This is a genomic window from Spirillospora sp. NPDC127506 (assembly GCF_040302145.1).
Lineage (GTDB): Bacteria > Actinomycetota > Actinomycetes > Streptosporangiales > Streptosporangiaceae > Spirillospora.
In genome coordinates this window covers 18,051-32,232 of sequence record NZ_JBEORG010000059.1, presented here as the reverse complement: position 1 = coordinate 32,232, position 14,182 = coordinate 18,051, and the positions used below count along the sequence as shown (strand labels likewise).

At 73.6% G+C, this 14,182-nt stretch carries 16 protein-coding genes; 8 read left to right on the top strand and 8 right to left on the bottom strand.

Going from position 1 to position 14,182, the window contains the following annotated elements; genetic code table 11:
* Positions 1 to 152: 152 nt before the first annotated feature.
* Both ABTW95_RS33005 and ABTW95_RS33000 read right to left on the bottom strand, forming a co-directional pair.
* The gene (locus ABTW95_RS33005) at positions 153 to 824 is read right to left on the bottom strand and encodes a winged helix-turn-helix domain-containing protein (RefSeq protein ID WP_500228340.1); all 672 of its coding nucleotides are present in this window, start codon (positions 822 to 824) and stop codon (positions 153 to 155) included.
* Between the two features lie 5 nt (positions 825 to 829).
* Positions 830 to 2,038, bottom strand: coding sequence for a sensor histidine kinase (locus ABTW95_RS33000; protein WP_396450529.1), 1,209 nt, complete (start codon positions 2,036 to 2,038; stop codon positions 830 to 832).
* Between the two features lie 190 nt (positions 2,039 to 2,228).
* On the opposite strand from ABTW95_RS33000, the gene phoU reads away from it, so the two are divergent.
* Positions 2,229 to 2,891 carry a phosphate signaling complex protein PhoU gene (gene phoU, locus ABTW95_RS32995; RefSeq protein WP_396450531.1) on the top strand — a complete coding sequence of 221 codons (663 nt, stop codon included), beginning with the start codon at positions 2,229 to 2,231 and terminating at the stop codon, positions 2,889 to 2,891.
* 71 nt (positions 2,892 to 2,962) lie between these two features.
* The gene (locus tag ABTW95_RS32990; RefSeq protein WP_500228339.1) at positions 2,963 to 3,403 is read left to right on the top strand and encodes a hypothetical protein; all 441 of its coding nucleotides are present in this window, start codon (positions 2,963 to 2,965) and stop codon (positions 3,401 to 3,403) included.
* Positions 3,404 to 3,455: 52 nt separating this feature from the next.
* On the opposite strand, the gene ABTW95_RS32985 is transcribed toward ABTW95_RS32990, so the two are convergent.
* The 3 genes from ABTW95_RS32985 to mshA are packed head-to-tail and all read right to left on the bottom strand — an operon-like array spanning position 3,456 to position 6,159.
* Positions 3,456 to 4,289: a phosphoglyceromutase gene (locus tag ABTW95_RS32985; RefSeq protein ID WP_500228338.1), complete on the bottom strand. Its 834-nt coding sequence runs from the start codon at positions 4,287 to 4,289 to the stop codon at positions 3,456 to 3,458.
* 29 nt (positions 4,290 to 4,318) lie between these two features.
* The gene (locus tag ABTW95_RS32980; RefSeq protein ID WP_396450536.1) at positions 4,319 to 4,846 is read right to left on the bottom strand and encodes a type III secretion system chaperone family protein; all 528 of its coding nucleotides are present in this window, start codon (positions 4,844 to 4,846) and stop codon (positions 4,319 to 4,321) included.
* Positions 4,843 to 6,159 (bottom strand): D-inositol-3-phosphate glycosyltransferase, encoded by a 1,317-nt coding sequence (gene mshA, locus ABTW95_RS32975; RefSeq protein ID WP_396450538.1) that lies wholly within the window; start codon positions 6,157 to 6,159, stop codon positions 4,843 to 4,845. Before mshA ends, ABTW95_RS32980 begins: the two co-directional genes overlap by 4 nt.
* A gap of 134 nt (positions 6,160 to 6,293) precedes the next feature.
* On the opposite strand from mshA, the gene ABTW95_RS32970 reads away from it, so the two are divergent.
* The gene (locus ABTW95_RS32970; protein ID WP_396450540.1) at positions 6,294 to 7,052 is read left to right on the top strand and encodes an SDR family NAD(P)-dependent oxidoreductase; all 759 of its coding nucleotides are present in this window, start codon (positions 6,294 to 6,296) and stop codon (positions 7,050 to 7,052) included.
* Positions 7,053 to 7,092: 40 nt separating this feature from the next.
* On the opposite strand, the gene ABTW95_RS32965 is transcribed toward ABTW95_RS32970, so the two are convergent.
* Positions 7,093 to 7,944 (bottom strand): class I SAM-dependent methyltransferase, encoded by an 852-nt coding sequence (locus ABTW95_RS32965; RefSeq protein WP_500228337.1) that lies wholly within the window; start codon positions 7,942 to 7,944, stop codon positions 7,093 to 7,095.
* 140 nt (positions 7,945 to 8,084) lie between these two features.
* Between ABTW95_RS32965 and ABTW95_RS32960 the strand changes: the two genes are divergently transcribed.
* From ABTW95_RS32960 to ABTW95_RS32950, 3 genes are all read left to right on the top strand, one after another.
* The gene (locus ABTW95_RS32960) at positions 8,085 to 9,713 is read left to right on the top strand and encodes an AMP-binding protein (protein ID WP_500228336.1); all 1,629 of its coding nucleotides are present in this window, start codon (positions 8,085 to 8,087) and stop codon (positions 9,711 to 9,713) included.
* A gap of 67 nt (positions 9,714 to 9,780) precedes the next feature.
* Positions 9,781 to 10,596 (top strand): TIGR03084 family metal-binding protein, encoded by an 816-nt coding sequence (locus tag ABTW95_RS32955; protein WP_500228335.1) that lies wholly within the window; start codon positions 9,781 to 9,783, stop codon positions 10,594 to 10,596.
* Positions 10,597 to 10,659: 63 nt separating this feature from the next.
* Positions 10,660 to 11,124 (top strand): universal stress protein, encoded by a 465-nt coding sequence (locus ABTW95_RS32950; protein WP_396450548.1) that lies wholly within the window; start codon positions 10,660 to 10,662, stop codon positions 11,122 to 11,124.
* On the opposite strand, the gene ABTW95_RS32945 is transcribed toward ABTW95_RS32950, so the two are convergent.
* The gene (locus ABTW95_RS32945) at positions 11,121 to 11,633 is read right to left on the bottom strand and encodes an O-acetyl-ADP-ribose deacetylase (RefSeq protein WP_396450550.1); all 513 of its coding nucleotides are present in this window, start codon (positions 11,631 to 11,633) and stop codon (positions 11,121 to 11,123) included. The genes ABTW95_RS32950 and ABTW95_RS32945 overlap by 4 nt on opposite strands.
* Positions 11,634 to 11,882: 249 nt before the next feature.
* Between ABTW95_RS32945 and ABTW95_RS32940 the strand changes: the two genes are divergently transcribed.
* Positions 11,883 to 12,731, top strand: a complete 849-nt coding sequence (locus ABTW95_RS32940) for an NAD-dependent epimerase/dehydratase family protein (RefSeq protein ID WP_500228334.1) — start codon at positions 11,883 to 11,885, stop codon at positions 12,729 to 12,731.
* A 34-nt stretch (positions 12,732 to 12,765) separates the two neighbouring features.
* Here the strand turns inward: ABTW95_RS32940 and ABTW95_RS32935 are convergent, their stop codons facing one another.
* The gene (locus ABTW95_RS32935) at positions 12,766 to 13,530 is read right to left on the bottom strand and encodes a dioxygenase family protein (protein WP_500228333.1); all 765 of its coding nucleotides are present in this window, start codon (positions 13,528 to 13,530) and stop codon (positions 12,766 to 12,768) included.
* A gap of 115 nt (positions 13,531 to 13,645) precedes the next feature.
* On the opposite strand from ABTW95_RS32935, the gene ABTW95_RS32930 reads away from it, so the two are divergent.
* Positions 13,646 to 14,134, top strand: a complete 489-nt coding sequence (locus tag ABTW95_RS32930) for a MarR family winged helix-turn-helix transcriptional regulator (RefSeq protein ID WP_500228332.1) — start codon at positions 13,646 to 13,648, stop codon at positions 14,132 to 14,134.
* Positions 14,135 to 14,182: the final 48 nt, after the last annotated feature.

Here is a 14,182-nt window from a genome sequence, read left to right as displayed (position 1 = left end):
ACGACGACGCCCTTGCCTCCGGCTCGGAGTTAGCACCACCTCTTCCTCCAGGGGACTTTCACCCCCAAGCAATCGCCCATGCTGGGCGCACCATGTGGAACGGCCCGTCCGGCAGCCGGACGGGCCGTTCCAGATTCGTGCAGGCGCGTCGCTCAGGGTTCGAACTTGTAGCCCAGGCCCCGGACGGTCACGATGTGCCGCGGAGTGGACGGCACCTCCTCGATCTTGGCGCGGAGGCGTTTGATGTGGACGTCCAGCGTCTTCGTGTCGCCCACATAGTCGGCGCCCCACACCCGGTCGATCAGCTGCATCCGGGTCAGGACGCGGCCGGCGTTGCGCAGCAGCACCTCCAGCAGCTCGAACTCCTTGAGCGGCAGCTGGACGGGCTCGCCGCCGACGGTGACCACGTGCCGCGCCACGTCCATCCGGACGGGACCGGCCTCCAGCGCCGCGGGCGCCGGCTCCCCGGCCTCGCCCCGGCGGCGCAGGACGGCCCGCATCCGGGCGATCAGCTCCCGGGTGGAGAACGGCTTGGTGACGTAGTCGTCGGCGCCGAGCTCCAGCCCGACGACCTTGTCGACCTCACCGTCCTTCGCGGTCAGCATGATCACGGGCACGTTGGACTTGGCGCGCAGCTCCCGGCACACCTCGGTGCCGGGCAGCCCGGGCAGCATCAGGTCGAGCAGCACGAGGTCGGCGCCGCTGCGCTCGAAGAGGTCCAGCGCGTCGGGTCCGGTGGCGGCGACCGCCACCTCGAAGCCCTCCTTGCGGAGGTTGTACGACAGCGCGTCGCTGAACGACTCCTCGTCCTCCACGACGAGCACGCGGGTCACGGTGTTGCCTCCCGGGCGGTGTTGTGAGCTCTGTCCGCGGTCCTCGCGGCCGGGCGGGGGCGGGACGGCGCGTCGAGCAGCGGCAGCCGGATCGTGAACGTCGACCCGTGCCCCTCCTTGCTCCACACCGTCACGTCGCCGCCGTGCTTGCCGGTGACGTGCTTGACGATGGCGAGGCCGAGCCCGGTCCCGCCGGTCCGCCGGGAGCGGGCGGGGTCGACCCGGTAGAAGCGCTCGAAGATGCGGCCTGTCTCGGCGTCGGGGATGCCGATGCCCTGGTCGGTCACGTTGATCTCGACCCGCCGGTCGTCGCACCGCCGCGCCGACACGACGACCCGGGTGCGCTCGGCGCTGTAGGCGACGGCGTTGTCGACGAGGTTGCGCAGCGCGGTGACGAGCAGCTCCTGGTCGGCGCGGACCCGCAGGTCCTCCTCGCCGCCGGACGCCAGCTCGATGTGCTTGGCGGACGCCTTGAACCGGCAGCGTTCGAGCGCCTCCGCCATGACGTCGTCCAGCGCGACGGGCCCCATGTCGGGGAGCGGCTCGTCCCCCTGGACCCGCGACAGCGTCATGAGGTCCTGGACGAGGTTGTTGAGCCGCGTCGACTCGTACTGCATCCGCCCGGCGAACCGGCGGACGGCCTCCGGGTCGCCGGCGGCGCCCTCGACGGTCTCGGCGAGCAGCGACAGCGCGCCGACGGGTGTCTTCAGCTCGTGGCTGACGTTCGCGACGAAGTCGCGGCGGATCGCCTCGGTGCGGTGCATGTCGGTGAGGTCCTCGGCGAGGACGAGGACGAGGCCGTGCGAGCCGAGCGGCGCGACGCGGACCGCGAACCAGCGCCCGTCGGCGCGGCCGCGCCCCCTGGTCGGGCCGACCTGGATCTCGTTCTCCCGGATCTCGCCGTCCCGGCGGACGAGCCGGGTCATCGCCAGCACCTCGTCCACGACGAGGCGGTCGCCGCTGACCAGCCCGTACGCGCGCGCGGCGGAGCTGGCGCGCAGCACCCGGTCCTCGCCGTCGACGACGACGGCCGACGACCGCAGGACGCTCAGCACCGACGCGACGCCCGGCGGCAGCGCCTCCGCGGGGGCGGGGGGCGCCGGGGCCCGCTGCGCCCGCTCGCTCACGCGCACCGCCAGGCCGGTCGCGAGCCCGATCGCGAGCCCGGCCGCACCGGCGAGGCCCGCCACTATCTCGACCTCCACACCTCGGATCGTAGGCGGCGTTCCGGCCCGCCCTGCCCGTCTGCCCTGGTCGGGTCCCTCCGTTAGCCGAAAGTTCACCTTCGGCTCCAGGGGCGTTCACGGTGGGACGGCAGGCTGTGGCGTGGGCGAGCAGGCCCCGCGACCACACGGCGGGCCTGCCCCCGTCCCGTTCCCCTGCGGAGGACTTCACGTGCGCGACGCCTACCACGAGGAGCTCGGCTCCCTCACCGACAGCCTGGTGGAGATGACCCGCCTCGTCCGGTCCGCGATGGCCCGCGCGGTGACCGCCCTGCTGGACGCCGATCTGCGGCTCTCCGAGGAGGTGATCAGCGGCGACGAGCAGGTCGACGAGATCGACGCGGACATCGAGGCGACGGTCTTCGACCTGATGGCCCGGCAGCAGCCGGTCGCCGGCGACCTCCGCACCCTGATCACCGCGCTGCGGATGAGCGGCGACCTGGAGCGCATGGGCGACCTCGCCGTGCACATCGCCAGGACCGCGCGCCGCCGGCATCCCGAGTCGGCCGTCCCGCCGGAGCTGCGGGCGACCGTCCTGGAGATGGGGCGGACCGCCGAGCGGATGATCGCGAAGACGGGCGGCGTGATCGCGTCGCAGGACGTGGAGACGGGCCTCGAACTGGACGCCGACGACGACCGGATGGACCGGCTCCACCGCCGCCTGTTCGACGTCCTGCTGTCCCCCGGGTGGACGCACGGCGTCGAACCGGCCGTCGACATCACGCTCGCCGGCCGCTACTTCGAGCGCTTCGCCGACCACGCGGTCCACGTGGCGGAGAACGTCGTCTACCTGGTGACCGGCCGGCGCCCCGAGGAGATCGCCGACCTCGGCTGACACCGCCGCCTTCCCTCGCCCGGCCGGGTTTTGGAAAGATCACCCTGGAGGCACCGATACCGGGGTGGGACGTGGACACGGCACTGATCGTCACCGTCGTCGTCGCGCTGACGGCCTGGGTGTTCCTGCTGCGCTCGTCGATGATCAGCATGATCTGGGGGCCGGTCGTGCGGTCCGCGGGCGGGGACGCCGTGTGGGCCGCCGTGACGTCGGTCGTCCTCTACATCGCGGGCCTGGCCGCGTTCGCGCTGGTCGTGCTGGCGGTCCACTGGGCCCTCGGCGGGCTGCCCGCGCGGGCGCTGGTCCTCGTGCTGAGCGTGCTGTACGCGCCCGTGGCGTTCATGCCGGCGCCCGACCGCGGCGCGCGCCCCTACGAGGACGTCCGGCGCGCCCTGGTGAGGGCCGGGGCGACGGAGGAGCAGGCGCGGGCCTGCGCCTGGGCGACCGGGCCGCTGGCGTTCGCCGGGCTCGCGGTCGTCGGCGGGGCCGTCATCTCCGTGTTCGCCGGCTGAGGGGCCGTGTTCGCCGGCTGAGGGGCCGCCTCGGCGGCGGCCCCCCGGCGGATCACTTCTTGCGGCCGCGCCTCGACTTCTCCTTCTTGGCCTCCTTGGCCTCCTTGGCGGGCGGGGCGGGAGGCTTGGGGTCGTCCTTCTTGGCGGCGCCCTGGTTCTTGACGGCCTCGATCGCCGCCTTGGCGGCGGCCGGGTCGAGGTACTCGCCGCCGCGCTTCAGCGGGGCGAAGTCGTCGTCCAGCTCGTAGACGAGCGGGATGCCGGTCGGGATGTTGAGGCCGACGATCTCCTCGTCGGAGATGTCGTCGAGGTGCTTCACCAGGGCGCGGAGCGAGTTGCCGTGCGCGGCGACCAGGACGGTCTTGCCGACGGCCAGGTCCGGGACGATCGCGTCGTACCAGTAGGGCAGCAGCCGGTCGACGACGTCGGCCAGGCACTCCGAGCGCGGGATCAGCTCGGACGGCAGCTCGGCATAGCGGAGGTCGTTGACCTGGGACAGCGGGTCGTCGTCCTTGATGGGCGGCGGCGGGGTGTCGTAGGAGCGGCGCCAGATCATGAACTGCTCTTCGCCGAACTCCTCGCGCGTCTGCGCCTTGTTCTTGCCCTGGAGGGCGCCGTAGTGGCGCTCGTTCAGCCGCCAGGACCGCTTGACGGGGATCCAGAGCAGGTCGGCCACGTCCAGCGCGATGTTGGCGGTGCGGATGGCCCGCTTCAGCAGGGAGGTGTGCACCACGTCGGGAGTGATGTCGGCGTCGAGCAGCAGGTCGCCGCCGCGGGTCGCCTCGCTCTCCCCCTTCGCGGACAGGTCGACGTCCACCCAGCCGGTGAACAGCCCCTCCGCGTTCCAGACGCTTTCGCCATGCCGGAGCAATACCAAGGTCGCCATGACACCAGAGCCTATCGGCCCCCGGCGGGTCACTCGCGGTTGGCCGGGTCCGCGAAGGAGGCGAACGCCTGGAGGTTGGCGAGGCTCTCGCCGCGCTTGACCCGCCAGTCCCACTCGCGCTGGATGGACGTCTTGAACCCTCGTTCGAGGGCCTTGTCGAAGTTCTCGTCGGAGTAGGTGAGGACGCAGCCGAGGATGCGGTCGATCTCGTCCGGGGAGATCGAGGCGAGTGGGAGCTTCCCGACGAGGTGGACGTCGCCGATGTCGTCCAGGGCGAACGCCACCCCGTACATGCGGCCGTTCTTCTCCAGGAGGAACCGGTAGAACTCGGCGTGGTTCTCGTCGGGGCGGCGGCAGAAGAACGCCTCGATGTGCAGCGAGTGGTCGCCGACGATCAGCCACGTCATGGTGGCGAGCTTGTGCTGCCCGGGGAGCTTGACGAAGAACGCGTTCTCGCGCGGCTCGTCGAACTCCAGCTCGGCCGCCTTGAGCGTCTCGCGGATGGTCTCGACCGGGTCGGGCGCGCCGCCCCGCGTCCCCGGGTTCGCTTCGCTCATGCGGAGACCTCCGCGGGGACGTGGACGGACGGGATCGTCATGGCACCGGTATACACGTCGAGGAGGCGGTCGACGGTGGCGTCCCAGCCGAAGCCGTGCGCGTGTCGGACGGCGCCGCGGGCCAGCCGGGCGTGCAGGCCCGGTTCGGCGTGCAGGCGGCGCAGGACGGCGGCGTAGTCGGCCGGGTCGTGCCCGGAGATCAGCACGCCGGACTCGCCGTCCGCGACGGCCGTGCAGAGGCCGCCGACGCGGGAGGCCACGACGGGCGTCCCGCACGCCTGCGACTCGACGGCCACCAGGCCGAACGACTCGCTGTGGGACGGGACCACGGTGACGTCCGCGGCCCGGTACCAGTCGGCCAGCTCGCGCTGCGGGCTCGGCGGCTCGAAGCGCATGACGTCCGAGATGCCCAGCTGAGCGGCCAGCGACTGGAGCCCGGTGGGGCGGCAGCGGCCGGAGCCGGACGGGCCGCCGACGACGGCGACGACGAGCTTCGAGCGCAGCGCCGGGTCGTCCGCGAGCATGCGGGCGACGGCGCGCAGCAGGACGTCCGGCGCCTTGAGCGGCTGGATGCGGCCGACGAACAGCAGCACGTAGGCGTCGCGGGGCAGGCCGAGCCGGCGGCGGGCCGGGCCGGTGCGGTGCGGGAGCAGCCCGGCGCCGCGGGCCAGGATCGGCGACTCGGGGCGGAACAGGGAGAGGTCGACGCCGGGCGACACGGTCGCGACGCGCGCGGGGTCGGCGCCGTAGAGGCCGACGAGCTCGTGGGCCTCCTTGCCGGTGTTCGCGACGAGCTGGTCGGACGCGGCCACGACCTGCTCCTCGCCGAGGACGCGCTCGGCGGGCTCCGGCTTGTCGTCGTCCGCGAGGGCGGCGTTCTTCACCTTCGCCATCGTGTGCATGGAGTGCACGAGCGGCACGCCCCACCGCTGCTTGACGGCCTGCCCGGCCTGCCCGGACAGCCAGTAGTGCGTGTGCAGGAGGTCGTAGTGGCCGGGGTCGTGGGCCGCCTCGACGCGCAGGACCCCGGACGTGAAGCCGCACAGGTACCGGGGCAGCTCGGTCTTGTCCAGCTCCTCGAACGGCCCCGCGACGACGTTGCGGACGAGGACGCCGGGGGCGAGCTCGACGACCGGGGGCAGGGCCCGCGAGGTCGCGCGGGTGAAGATGTCGACTTCCACACCCCTCGCGGCCAGCCGTTTGGCGACCTCGACGATGTAGACGTTCATGCCGCCCGCGTCGCCGGTGCCGGGTTGGTCAAGGGGGGAAGTATGAACACTGACCGTCGCAACCCGGTTGATACGACGCGACACTGCACACCACCTCCGGTAGTGCAACCTATCGACCGTGTTAGGTGTTCCCTCAACAAGGGGGACAACCGTGACTTCCCGCCACAGTGATCGACCTCACCGGCGACCCGCCTCCCGGCACCTGGGACCCTGGACGCATGCGTAAGACCGCGATAGTGACCGGAGCAAGCAGCGGGATCGGGGCCGCGACGGCGAAGCGCCTGGCGGCGGAAGGGTTCCACGTCGTCGCGGCGGCGCGGCGGCGCGACCGCCTCGACGCGCTGGCCAAGGAGATCGCCGAGACCGTGCCGGGCGCCGGCAGGGTGGCGGCGGTGACGCTGGACGTGACGTCGCAGGAGTCGGTGGACGCGCTCGCGGCGGCCGTCGACGGCTGCCACGTCCTGGTCAACAACGCGGGCGGCGCCCTCGGCCTGGACGGCGTCGCCACCGCGGACCTCGACGACTGGCAGACGATGTACGACACGAACGTCCTGGGCCTCGTGCGGGTGACCAAGGCGATCCTGCCGAAGCTGATCGAGAGCGGCGCGGGCCATGTGGTGAACATCACCTCGCTCGCCGCGCACGTCCCGTACGAGGGCGGCGGCGGGTACAACGCCGCCAAGCACGCCGCCTACGCGGTCAACGAGGTGATGCGCCTGGAGCTGGTCGCCGAGCCGGTCCGGGTCACCGAGATCGCGCCGGGGCTGGTGAAGACCGAGGAGTTCTCGCTGGTCCGGTTCCGCGGGGACGAGGAGCGCGCCGCCAAGCCCTACGAGGGCGTCCCCGAGCCGCTGGTCGCCGAGGACGTCGCCGACTGCGTCGCCTGGGCCGTCACCCGCCCGCCGCACGTGAACATCGACCGGATCGACGTCCAGCCGCGGGTGCAGGCCGCCCCCTACAAGCTGCACCGCGAGTAGGGCTCCGCCGCGGGGCAGGGCTTCACCGCAGGGCAGGGCTTCACCGCGGATCGGGCGCGACCGCCGTCCAGGGGAGCGTGACTTCGCCGAGGCGCCACCGGTTCCGCCCGCCGTACGGGGGTCGCGTGAGGACCGGATGGGTCCGCGCCAGCAGCGACACGGCCTCGACCCAGCGCGCGCGAGGGCCGAACGCCGAGTACGGCGCGGCCGTCGCCCAGCAGCGGTCGAAGCGGGTCAGCAGCGTATGGACGGGTTCGCCCGGCACGTTGCGGTGGATCAGGGTCTTCGGCAACCGCTCCGCCAGCGCGGACGGACGTTCCAGCGAGCGCAGATGGGCCGCGAACGTGATGGTCTGGGGGCCGTCCTTGGTGAGGGTCACCCAGACCGCGCGCCGCCCGATCTCGTCGCACGTCCCTTCCACGAGGACTCCTTTGGGCGCCAGGCGCGAGCGCAGGTCGTCCCATGCGCGCCAGGCCGCCGGCTCGTCGTACTGCCGGAGCACGTTGAAGGCCCTCACCAGCACGGGCGGACGCGGAACCGGCAGCTCGAACCCGCCCCGCCGGAACGACAGCCCGGCGTACAGGCCCGGCCCCCCGGCTCCGTTCAGTCCATTCCGCAGGGCGGCGAGGAGGGTGCGGCCGGCGGCGACCCGCTCCGGCTCTATCTCGACGCCGACGACCTCCAGGTGCGGGGAGACGGCGCGCAGGCGGTCGTAGAGCTCGAACGTGGTGACCGGGGACGCGCCGTAGCCGAGGTCGACGGCGAGCGGGCGCCCGCCGGTGCGCAGCGGGCGGGCCTGGGTGGCGGCGATCCAGCGGTCGACGCGGCGCAGGCGGTTGGGGGCGGTGGTGCCGCGGGTGACCTCCCCCCGCGGCTTCTGGGCTGGGGGCACCCGGTAATTGTTCCTTCTCGCCCGCTATGCCTCGTACGTCCAACGGCGTATGCCCGGCACCCCGACCGCGCCCCCCGCTGAACCAGATTCGGTAAGTCATCGGTTACGGTGCTGCCGACACCGTCCCCCGAGGAGTGCCGATGCTCGACCTGGCGACCCTGCACGAGGCCATCGCCGCCGCGATCCCCGACCGCGAATGCCTGGTGTGGCGCGACCGCCGGATGACCTGGCGCGAACTCGCCGACCGGACGCGGCGGCTGGCGAACGTCCTGCACGGGCACGGCCTCGGCCTGCGCGGCGGCTCCCGCGGCGCGGCGGCCGAGCCGTGGGAGTCGCCGCACGACCATCTCGCGCTCTACCTGCACAACGGCCCCGAGTACCTGGAGGGCCTGGTCGCCGCCCATCAGGCGCGGGTCGCCCCGTTCAACGTCAACTACCGGTACGTGGACGACGAGCTCGCCCACCTGTTCGGCGACGCCCGCCCGGCCGCCGTGATCTACCACGCGCGCTTCGCGGACGCGATCGGGCGCGTCGTGGAGCGGCTCGCCGGCCGGCTCGGCGGCGGGCGCCCGCTGCTCCTCCAGGTGGCGGACGAGTCCGGCGCCGCCCTCCTGCCCGGCGCGCTCGACTACGAGGAAGCCCTCGCCGGGGCGCCGTCCGACCCGCTGCCGGTGCGGCCCCACGCCCACGACCTGCACATCCTCTACACGGGCGGCACGACGGGCATGCCGAAGGGCGTGCTGTGGCGGATCGGCGACCTGATGGCCGGCCCGCTCGGCCTGCGCCGCCGCGACGGGTCGCCGCTCACCGGCCTCGACGAGGCGGTCGCGCGGGCGGTGCGCAGCGACGTGCGCGTCCTGGTCGGCCCGCCGCTGATGCACGGGGCGGGCACGTGGTCGGCGCTCGGCGCCTGGTGCGGCGGCGGATGCGTGGTGTTCCCCGACCGGGTGGACGGCCTGGACGCCGCCGATCTGATGGCCACCGCCGAGCGCGAGCGCGTCACCCGGATGCCGCTCGTCGGGGACGCGTTCGCCCGCCCGATCGTGGCGGCGCTGGAGGCGCGCCCCCACGAGCTGGGCGCGCTCCGCACGTTCGTGAACTCCGCCGCGGCGATCAGCCCGGCCGTGAAGGCGCGGATGCTCGAACTGCTCCCGCATTCCCGGATCGTGGACGTCCTCGGGTCGTCGGAGTCCGGCTTCCAGGTGACGCGGAACGGCTCGTCGGCGACGTCGTTCGCGGCCGCGCCCGGGACGGCGGTGCTGTCCGCCGACCGGTCCCGGCGCCTCGCGCCCGGCGAGGAGGAGCTGGGCTGGCTGGCCAAGGGCGGCGGCTCGATCCCGCTCGGCTACCTCGGCGACCCGGAGAAGACCGCGGCCACGTTCCTCACCCTGGACGGCGAGCGGCTGGTGGTGCCGGGCGACCGGGCGCGGCTGCTCGCGGACGGCACCGTGGAGGTCCGCGGCCGGGAGGCCACGACGATCAACACCGGCGGGGAGAAGGTGTTCGCGGAGGAGGTCGAGTCGGTGCTGCGCGGGCTGCCGGGCGTCGCGGACGCGCTGGTCGTCGGCCGGCCGAGCGAGCGCTGGGGCACGGAGATCGTCGCGGTGATCGGCCCCGCCGGGGCGCCGCCCGACGACGAGCTGCGCGCCGGCTGCGCGGCCCGGCTGGCCCGCTACAAGATCCCGAAGGCGTTCGTCCGGACGGACCGGAGCCTCCGCCTGCCCAACGGCAAGGCCGACTACGCCGCCGCCCGCGCGCTCCTGCACTAAAGAATCCCGTTCGGTTTGTAGGCCGGGATCCTGTACCGGCGGCGCCGTGATCGGCGATGCTGGCGGAATGCCGGATCTGCACTCCCTGCTCGCCGACCTCGCGGCCGAGGGCGACTCCGTCGACGCCCTGGTCGCCCCGCTTCCAGCCGAGCGCTGGGCGGACCCGACCCCCGCCGAGGGCTGGACGATCGCGCACCAGATAGCCCACCTCGCCTGGACCGACGACCAGGCCGTCGTCGCCGCGACCGACGCCGGCGCCTTCGCGAAGCTCGTCGAGGAGGCCCTGGCCGACCCCGGCGGCTACGTCGACGCGGGCGCGCGGGAGGGCGCGAAGGAGGCCCCGGCGGCCCTCCTCGCCCGCTGGCGCGAGGGGCGCCGCCGCATGGTGGACGCGCTCGCCGCCGTCCCGCCGGGCACGCGCCTCCCCTGGTTCGGCCCGCCGATGAGCGCCGCGACGCTGGCGACCGCGCGGCTCATGGAGACGTGGGCGCACGGCGAGGACGTCGCCGACGCGCTCGGCGTGCGCCGCGAGCCCACGCACCGGCTCCGGCACGTCGCGCACATCGGCGTCCGCACCCGCGACTTCTCGTTCCGCACCCGGGGCCTGGAGCCGCCCGCCGAGGAGTTCCGCGTCGTCCTGGAGGGCCCCGGCGGCGAGGAGTGGACGTGGGGGCCGGCGGACGCGCGGCAGTGCGTGACCGGCCCGGCGCTCGACTTCTGCCACGCCGTCACCCAGCGCCGCCACCGCGCCGACCTCGCCCTCGCCGCCACCGGCCCGGACGCCGACCGCTGGCTGGACATCGCCCAGGCGTTCGCCGGGCCGCCCGGCCCCGGCCGCCCGCCGGCGGCCGGGAGGGCGGGCACTGAGAGAGACGGGCACTGAGAGATCGGCCACTGCGCCGGGCGTGCACGTTCAGCCGGAGGCGATCTTGGAAAGGCCAGCGGTATGACAGTTCTGATCGCTTTTGACGGTTCTGACGACGCACGGGCCGCCGTCGACTACGCCGCGCGGCGCCTCAAGCCCGAGCCGGCCGTCGTCATGACGGTGTGGGAGCCGCTGCTGACCCAGCTCGGCTGGGCGCCGCTGGCCGCCGCCGTGCCGGTCGCCGCCGAGGCCCCCGACGAGGGGTTCGAGGAGGAGAAGCAGGCCGAGGAACTGGCGCGCAAGGGCGCCGACATGGCGCGGGCCGCCGGGCTGACCGACGTGACGACGCGGGCGGAGCGCGGCGGCGGGCCCGTGTGGGCCGCCATCGTGGACGTCGCCGACGAGCTGGACGCGTCCCTGATCGTCACCGGTTCGCGCGGTCTCGCGGGGGCGCGGTCGGTCATCCTGGGCAGCGTATCGACCCGCGTCCTGCACCACGCGCACCGCCCGGTCCTGGTCGTGCCCCCGCCGCGGAAGGACGGCTAGCCCGCCGCCACCGCCTGTTCGAAGGCCGCGTAGGCGTCGTCCGTGAACAGGACGAAGCGGGCGTCGGTGACCTGCGTCGAGGTGGCGCGGACGGTGCCGACGGCGATGCGCGCGGCGTCGTCCATGGGCCAGCCGTAGATGCCCGCGGACACGGCCGGGAACGCGATCGAGGCGACGCCCAGCTCGTCGGCGACGCGGAGGGACTCGCGGTAGCAGGAGATCAGCTGGTCGGAGCGGTCGTCGGCGGAGGAGTACACCGGCCCGACGGTGTGGATCACCCAGCGGGCGGGCAGCCGCCCGGCCGTCGTCGCGACCGCCTGGCCCGTCGGCAGGCCGCCGCCGTACTGGGAGGCGCGCAGCTTGCGGCACTCGTCGAGGATCTCCGGGCCGCCCCTGCGGTGGATCGCGCCGTCCACCCCGCCACCGCCCAGCAGCGACGAGTTCGCCGCGTTGACGACCGCGTCGACCTCCTGCTCGGTGATGTCGCCCCGGACGAGAGTGATCTTCATGTGCGCGTTCCTCCGCATCGGACGGACCTGTCAGAAGACAAGAATTCTCACCCGCGCCGGACGTGAAACGCGTCCGGGCCGTTCCCGGCGGTACGCTCATGGCGGACGGGGCTCCGGGGGCGGTGCGGCTCGTCCGACTTCGTCCGGCCGGACGCAGGGGGGCTACCATGCCGAACGCCAGGCGCAGTGCACACGGACGATCTCATACAGATGAGCTCACAAGGGCGTGACAGTCGCGGAGGTACCCCCTTGAAGATTTTCCTCGCCGGAGCGACCGGAGTCATCGGCCGCCGGCTGATCCCGCTGCTCGTTCAGGCGGGCCACGAGGTCGCGGGGACGACCCGCCGGACCGGACGGGCCGGCCTGCTCCGCGATCTCGGCGCCGAACCGGTCGTCGTGGACATGCTCGACGGCCCGGCGGTCCGCGACGCCGTCGCCGCCGCGCGCCCGGACGCGGTGATCCACCAGCTCACCGATCTCAGCGAGGAGGACTTCGGCGCCAACTCGCGGCTGCGGATCGCCGGCACCCGCAACCTGGTGGACGCCGCCCGGGCCGCCGGCGTCGAGACGATGATCGCGCAGAGCATCGCGTGGCTGTACGTGCCGGGCGACGCGCCCGCCGTGGAGACCGACCCGCTCGACTCCTCGCTCCCCCCGTACGAGGGCGTCGCGGCGCTGGAGAAGGCGGTCGCCGAGATGCCGCGCGGCGTCGTCCTGCGGTACGGGGCGCTGTACGGCCCGGGCACCTGGTACGCCCCCGACGGCGCGATCGCCGAGCGGGTCCGCGCGGGCACGATGCGCCCGGCGCCGTCGTGGACGTCCTTCGTGCACACCGAGGACGCGGCGTCGGCGGCGCTCGCGGCGCTCGACTGGCCGGCCGGGCCCGTCAACATCGTGGACGACGAGCCGGCGACCACCGCGGACTGGCTGCCCGTGTACAGCGCGACCATCGGCGCTCCGCACCCGGGCAGCGCCGGGAAGCACGCCGCGACGACGGGCCGCCCGGTGTCCAACGCGAAGGCGCTGAGCCTCGGCTGGAAGCCGCGGTTCACCTCGTGGCGCACCGGTTTCGCGCAGATGGAGGCCGCGGGCTCCTGAGCCGCTTCCCATCAACCGGACGGAACGTGACAATTCACCCGAACTGGAACGAGCGCTTCGCCAGCCCGAGCCAGTAGCCGTCGATCACCGACCGGCGGCCCTCCGGCGCCTGGTCGGCGTCCGCTCCCAGCGCCACGAACAGCGGCGCGAAATGCTCCGTCCGAGGGTGCGCGATGCGGGCCGCGGGCGCCTTGGCGCGGAAGTCGAGCAGGGCGTCGATGTCGCCGTCCCGCACGGTCCGGTCCGCCCACTCGTCGAACTCCGCCGACCACGCGGGCGGCTCGGCGTCCGGCTCCGGGCGCAGTTGCCGCAGGTTGTGCGTGGTGAAACCGCTCCCGATGATCAGGACGCCCTGGTCGCGCAGCGGCGCGAGGCGCCGTCCGAGGTCGAACAGCCGCTCCGGCTCCAGCGTCGGCATCGACATCTGCAGCACGGGGACGTCGGCGTCCGGATACATCTCCACGAGCGGCACGTACGCGCCGTGGTCCAGCCCCCGCCGCTCGTCCTGGTGCACGCCCGGGACGAGCTTCCGCACCTCGGCCGCGAGCTGGGGGGCGCCGGGCGCGTCGTAGCGGACGCGGTAGTAGCGCTCGGGGAAACCCCAGAAGTCGTACACGAGCGGCACCCGGCGGGTGGCGCCGATGCTCAGCGGCGCCTCCTCCCAGTGCGCGGACACCATGAGGACGGCCTCGGGCTTCGGCAGGTCCGCCGACCAGCGGGCGAGCTGCTCGGTCCACACGGCGTCGTCGGCCAGCGGCGGGGCGCCGTGGCTGAGGTAGAGCACGGGCATCCGGGCCATGGGGTTCCTCCCTGGGTCTCTCCGGGTCTCTCAATTAATTGAGAGTTCAACCATACGCGGGAGATGCTTGAAACTTCAAGCCTTGAGGGTTCAAATATTTGGGTAGACTGGGGGCATGACCGAGACGCGCTGGCTGGACGACGCCGAACAGGAGACCTGGCGTGCCTTCCTGTGGACGTCGCGGCTGCTCAACGAGGCCCTCGACCGGCAGTTGCAGCGCGACTCCGGCATGCCGCACGCCTACTACATGATCCTGGCCATGCTGTCGGAGGCGCCCGGCCGGGCGCTGACGATGACCCGGCTCGCCGAGATCGTCCACTCGTCCCCGAGCCGCCTCTCGCACGCCGTGAACCGGCTGGAGGAGGTCGGCTGGGTGAGCCGCTGCAAGCACGACCACGACCGCCGCACGACGATCGCGCGGCTGACCGACGAGGGCTACGCCGTCCTGCGAGAGGCGGCTCCCGGGCATGTCGCCGAGGTCAGGCGCCACCTGTTCGACCCGCTGACCCGCGAGCAGATGCTCGAGTTCCGGGAGACCCTCCGCGCCCTGCTGTCGTCCCTCGACCCGAACCACGAGGCGCCGTGCGCCGGCGGCGAGGGCTAGCGGCGGCCCCGCTCCGCCCCCCCGGCTCGGCCCCGCCCCCCGGCTCGG

Bases quoted from the DNA above. Each gene is read 5' to 3' on its own strand.
- ABTW95_RS32930 (WP_500228332.1), top strand. From the start codon at position 13,646: ATGACCGAGACGCGCTGGCTGGACGACGCCGAACAGGAGACCTGGCGT.
- ABTW95_RS32960 (WP_500228336.1), top strand. From the start codon at position 8,085: ATGCTCGACCTGGCGACCCTGCACGAGGCCATCGCCGCCGCGATCCCC.
- ABTW95_RS32970 (WP_396450540.1), top strand. From the start codon at position 6,294: ATGCGTAAGACCGCGATAGTGACCGGAGCAAGCAGCGGGATCGGGGCC.
- ABTW95_RS32985 (WP_500228338.1), bottom strand. From the start codon at position 4,289: ATGGCGACCTTGGTATTGCTCCGGCATGGCGAAAGCGTCTGGAACGCG.
- ABTW95_RS32955 (WP_500228335.1), top strand. From the start codon at position 9,781: ATGCCGGATCTGCACTCCCTGCTCGCCGACCTCGCGGCCGAGGGCGAC.
- ABTW95_RS32945 (WP_396450550.1), bottom strand. From the start codon at position 11,633: ATGAAGATCACTCTCGTCCGGGGCGACATCACCGAGCAGGAGGTCGAC.
- ABTW95_RS32950 (WP_396450548.1), top strand. From the start codon at position 10,660: ATGACAGTTCTGATCGCTTTTGACGGTTCTGACGACGCACGGGCCGCC.
- ABTW95_RS32935 (WP_500228333.1), bottom strand. From the start codon at position 13,530: ATGGCCCGGATGCCCGTGCTCTACCTCAGCCACGGCGCCCCGCCGCTG.
- ABTW95_RS32980 (WP_396450536.1), bottom strand. From the start codon at position 4,846: ATGAGCGAAGCGAACCCGGGGACGCGGGGCGGCGCGCCCGACCCGGTC.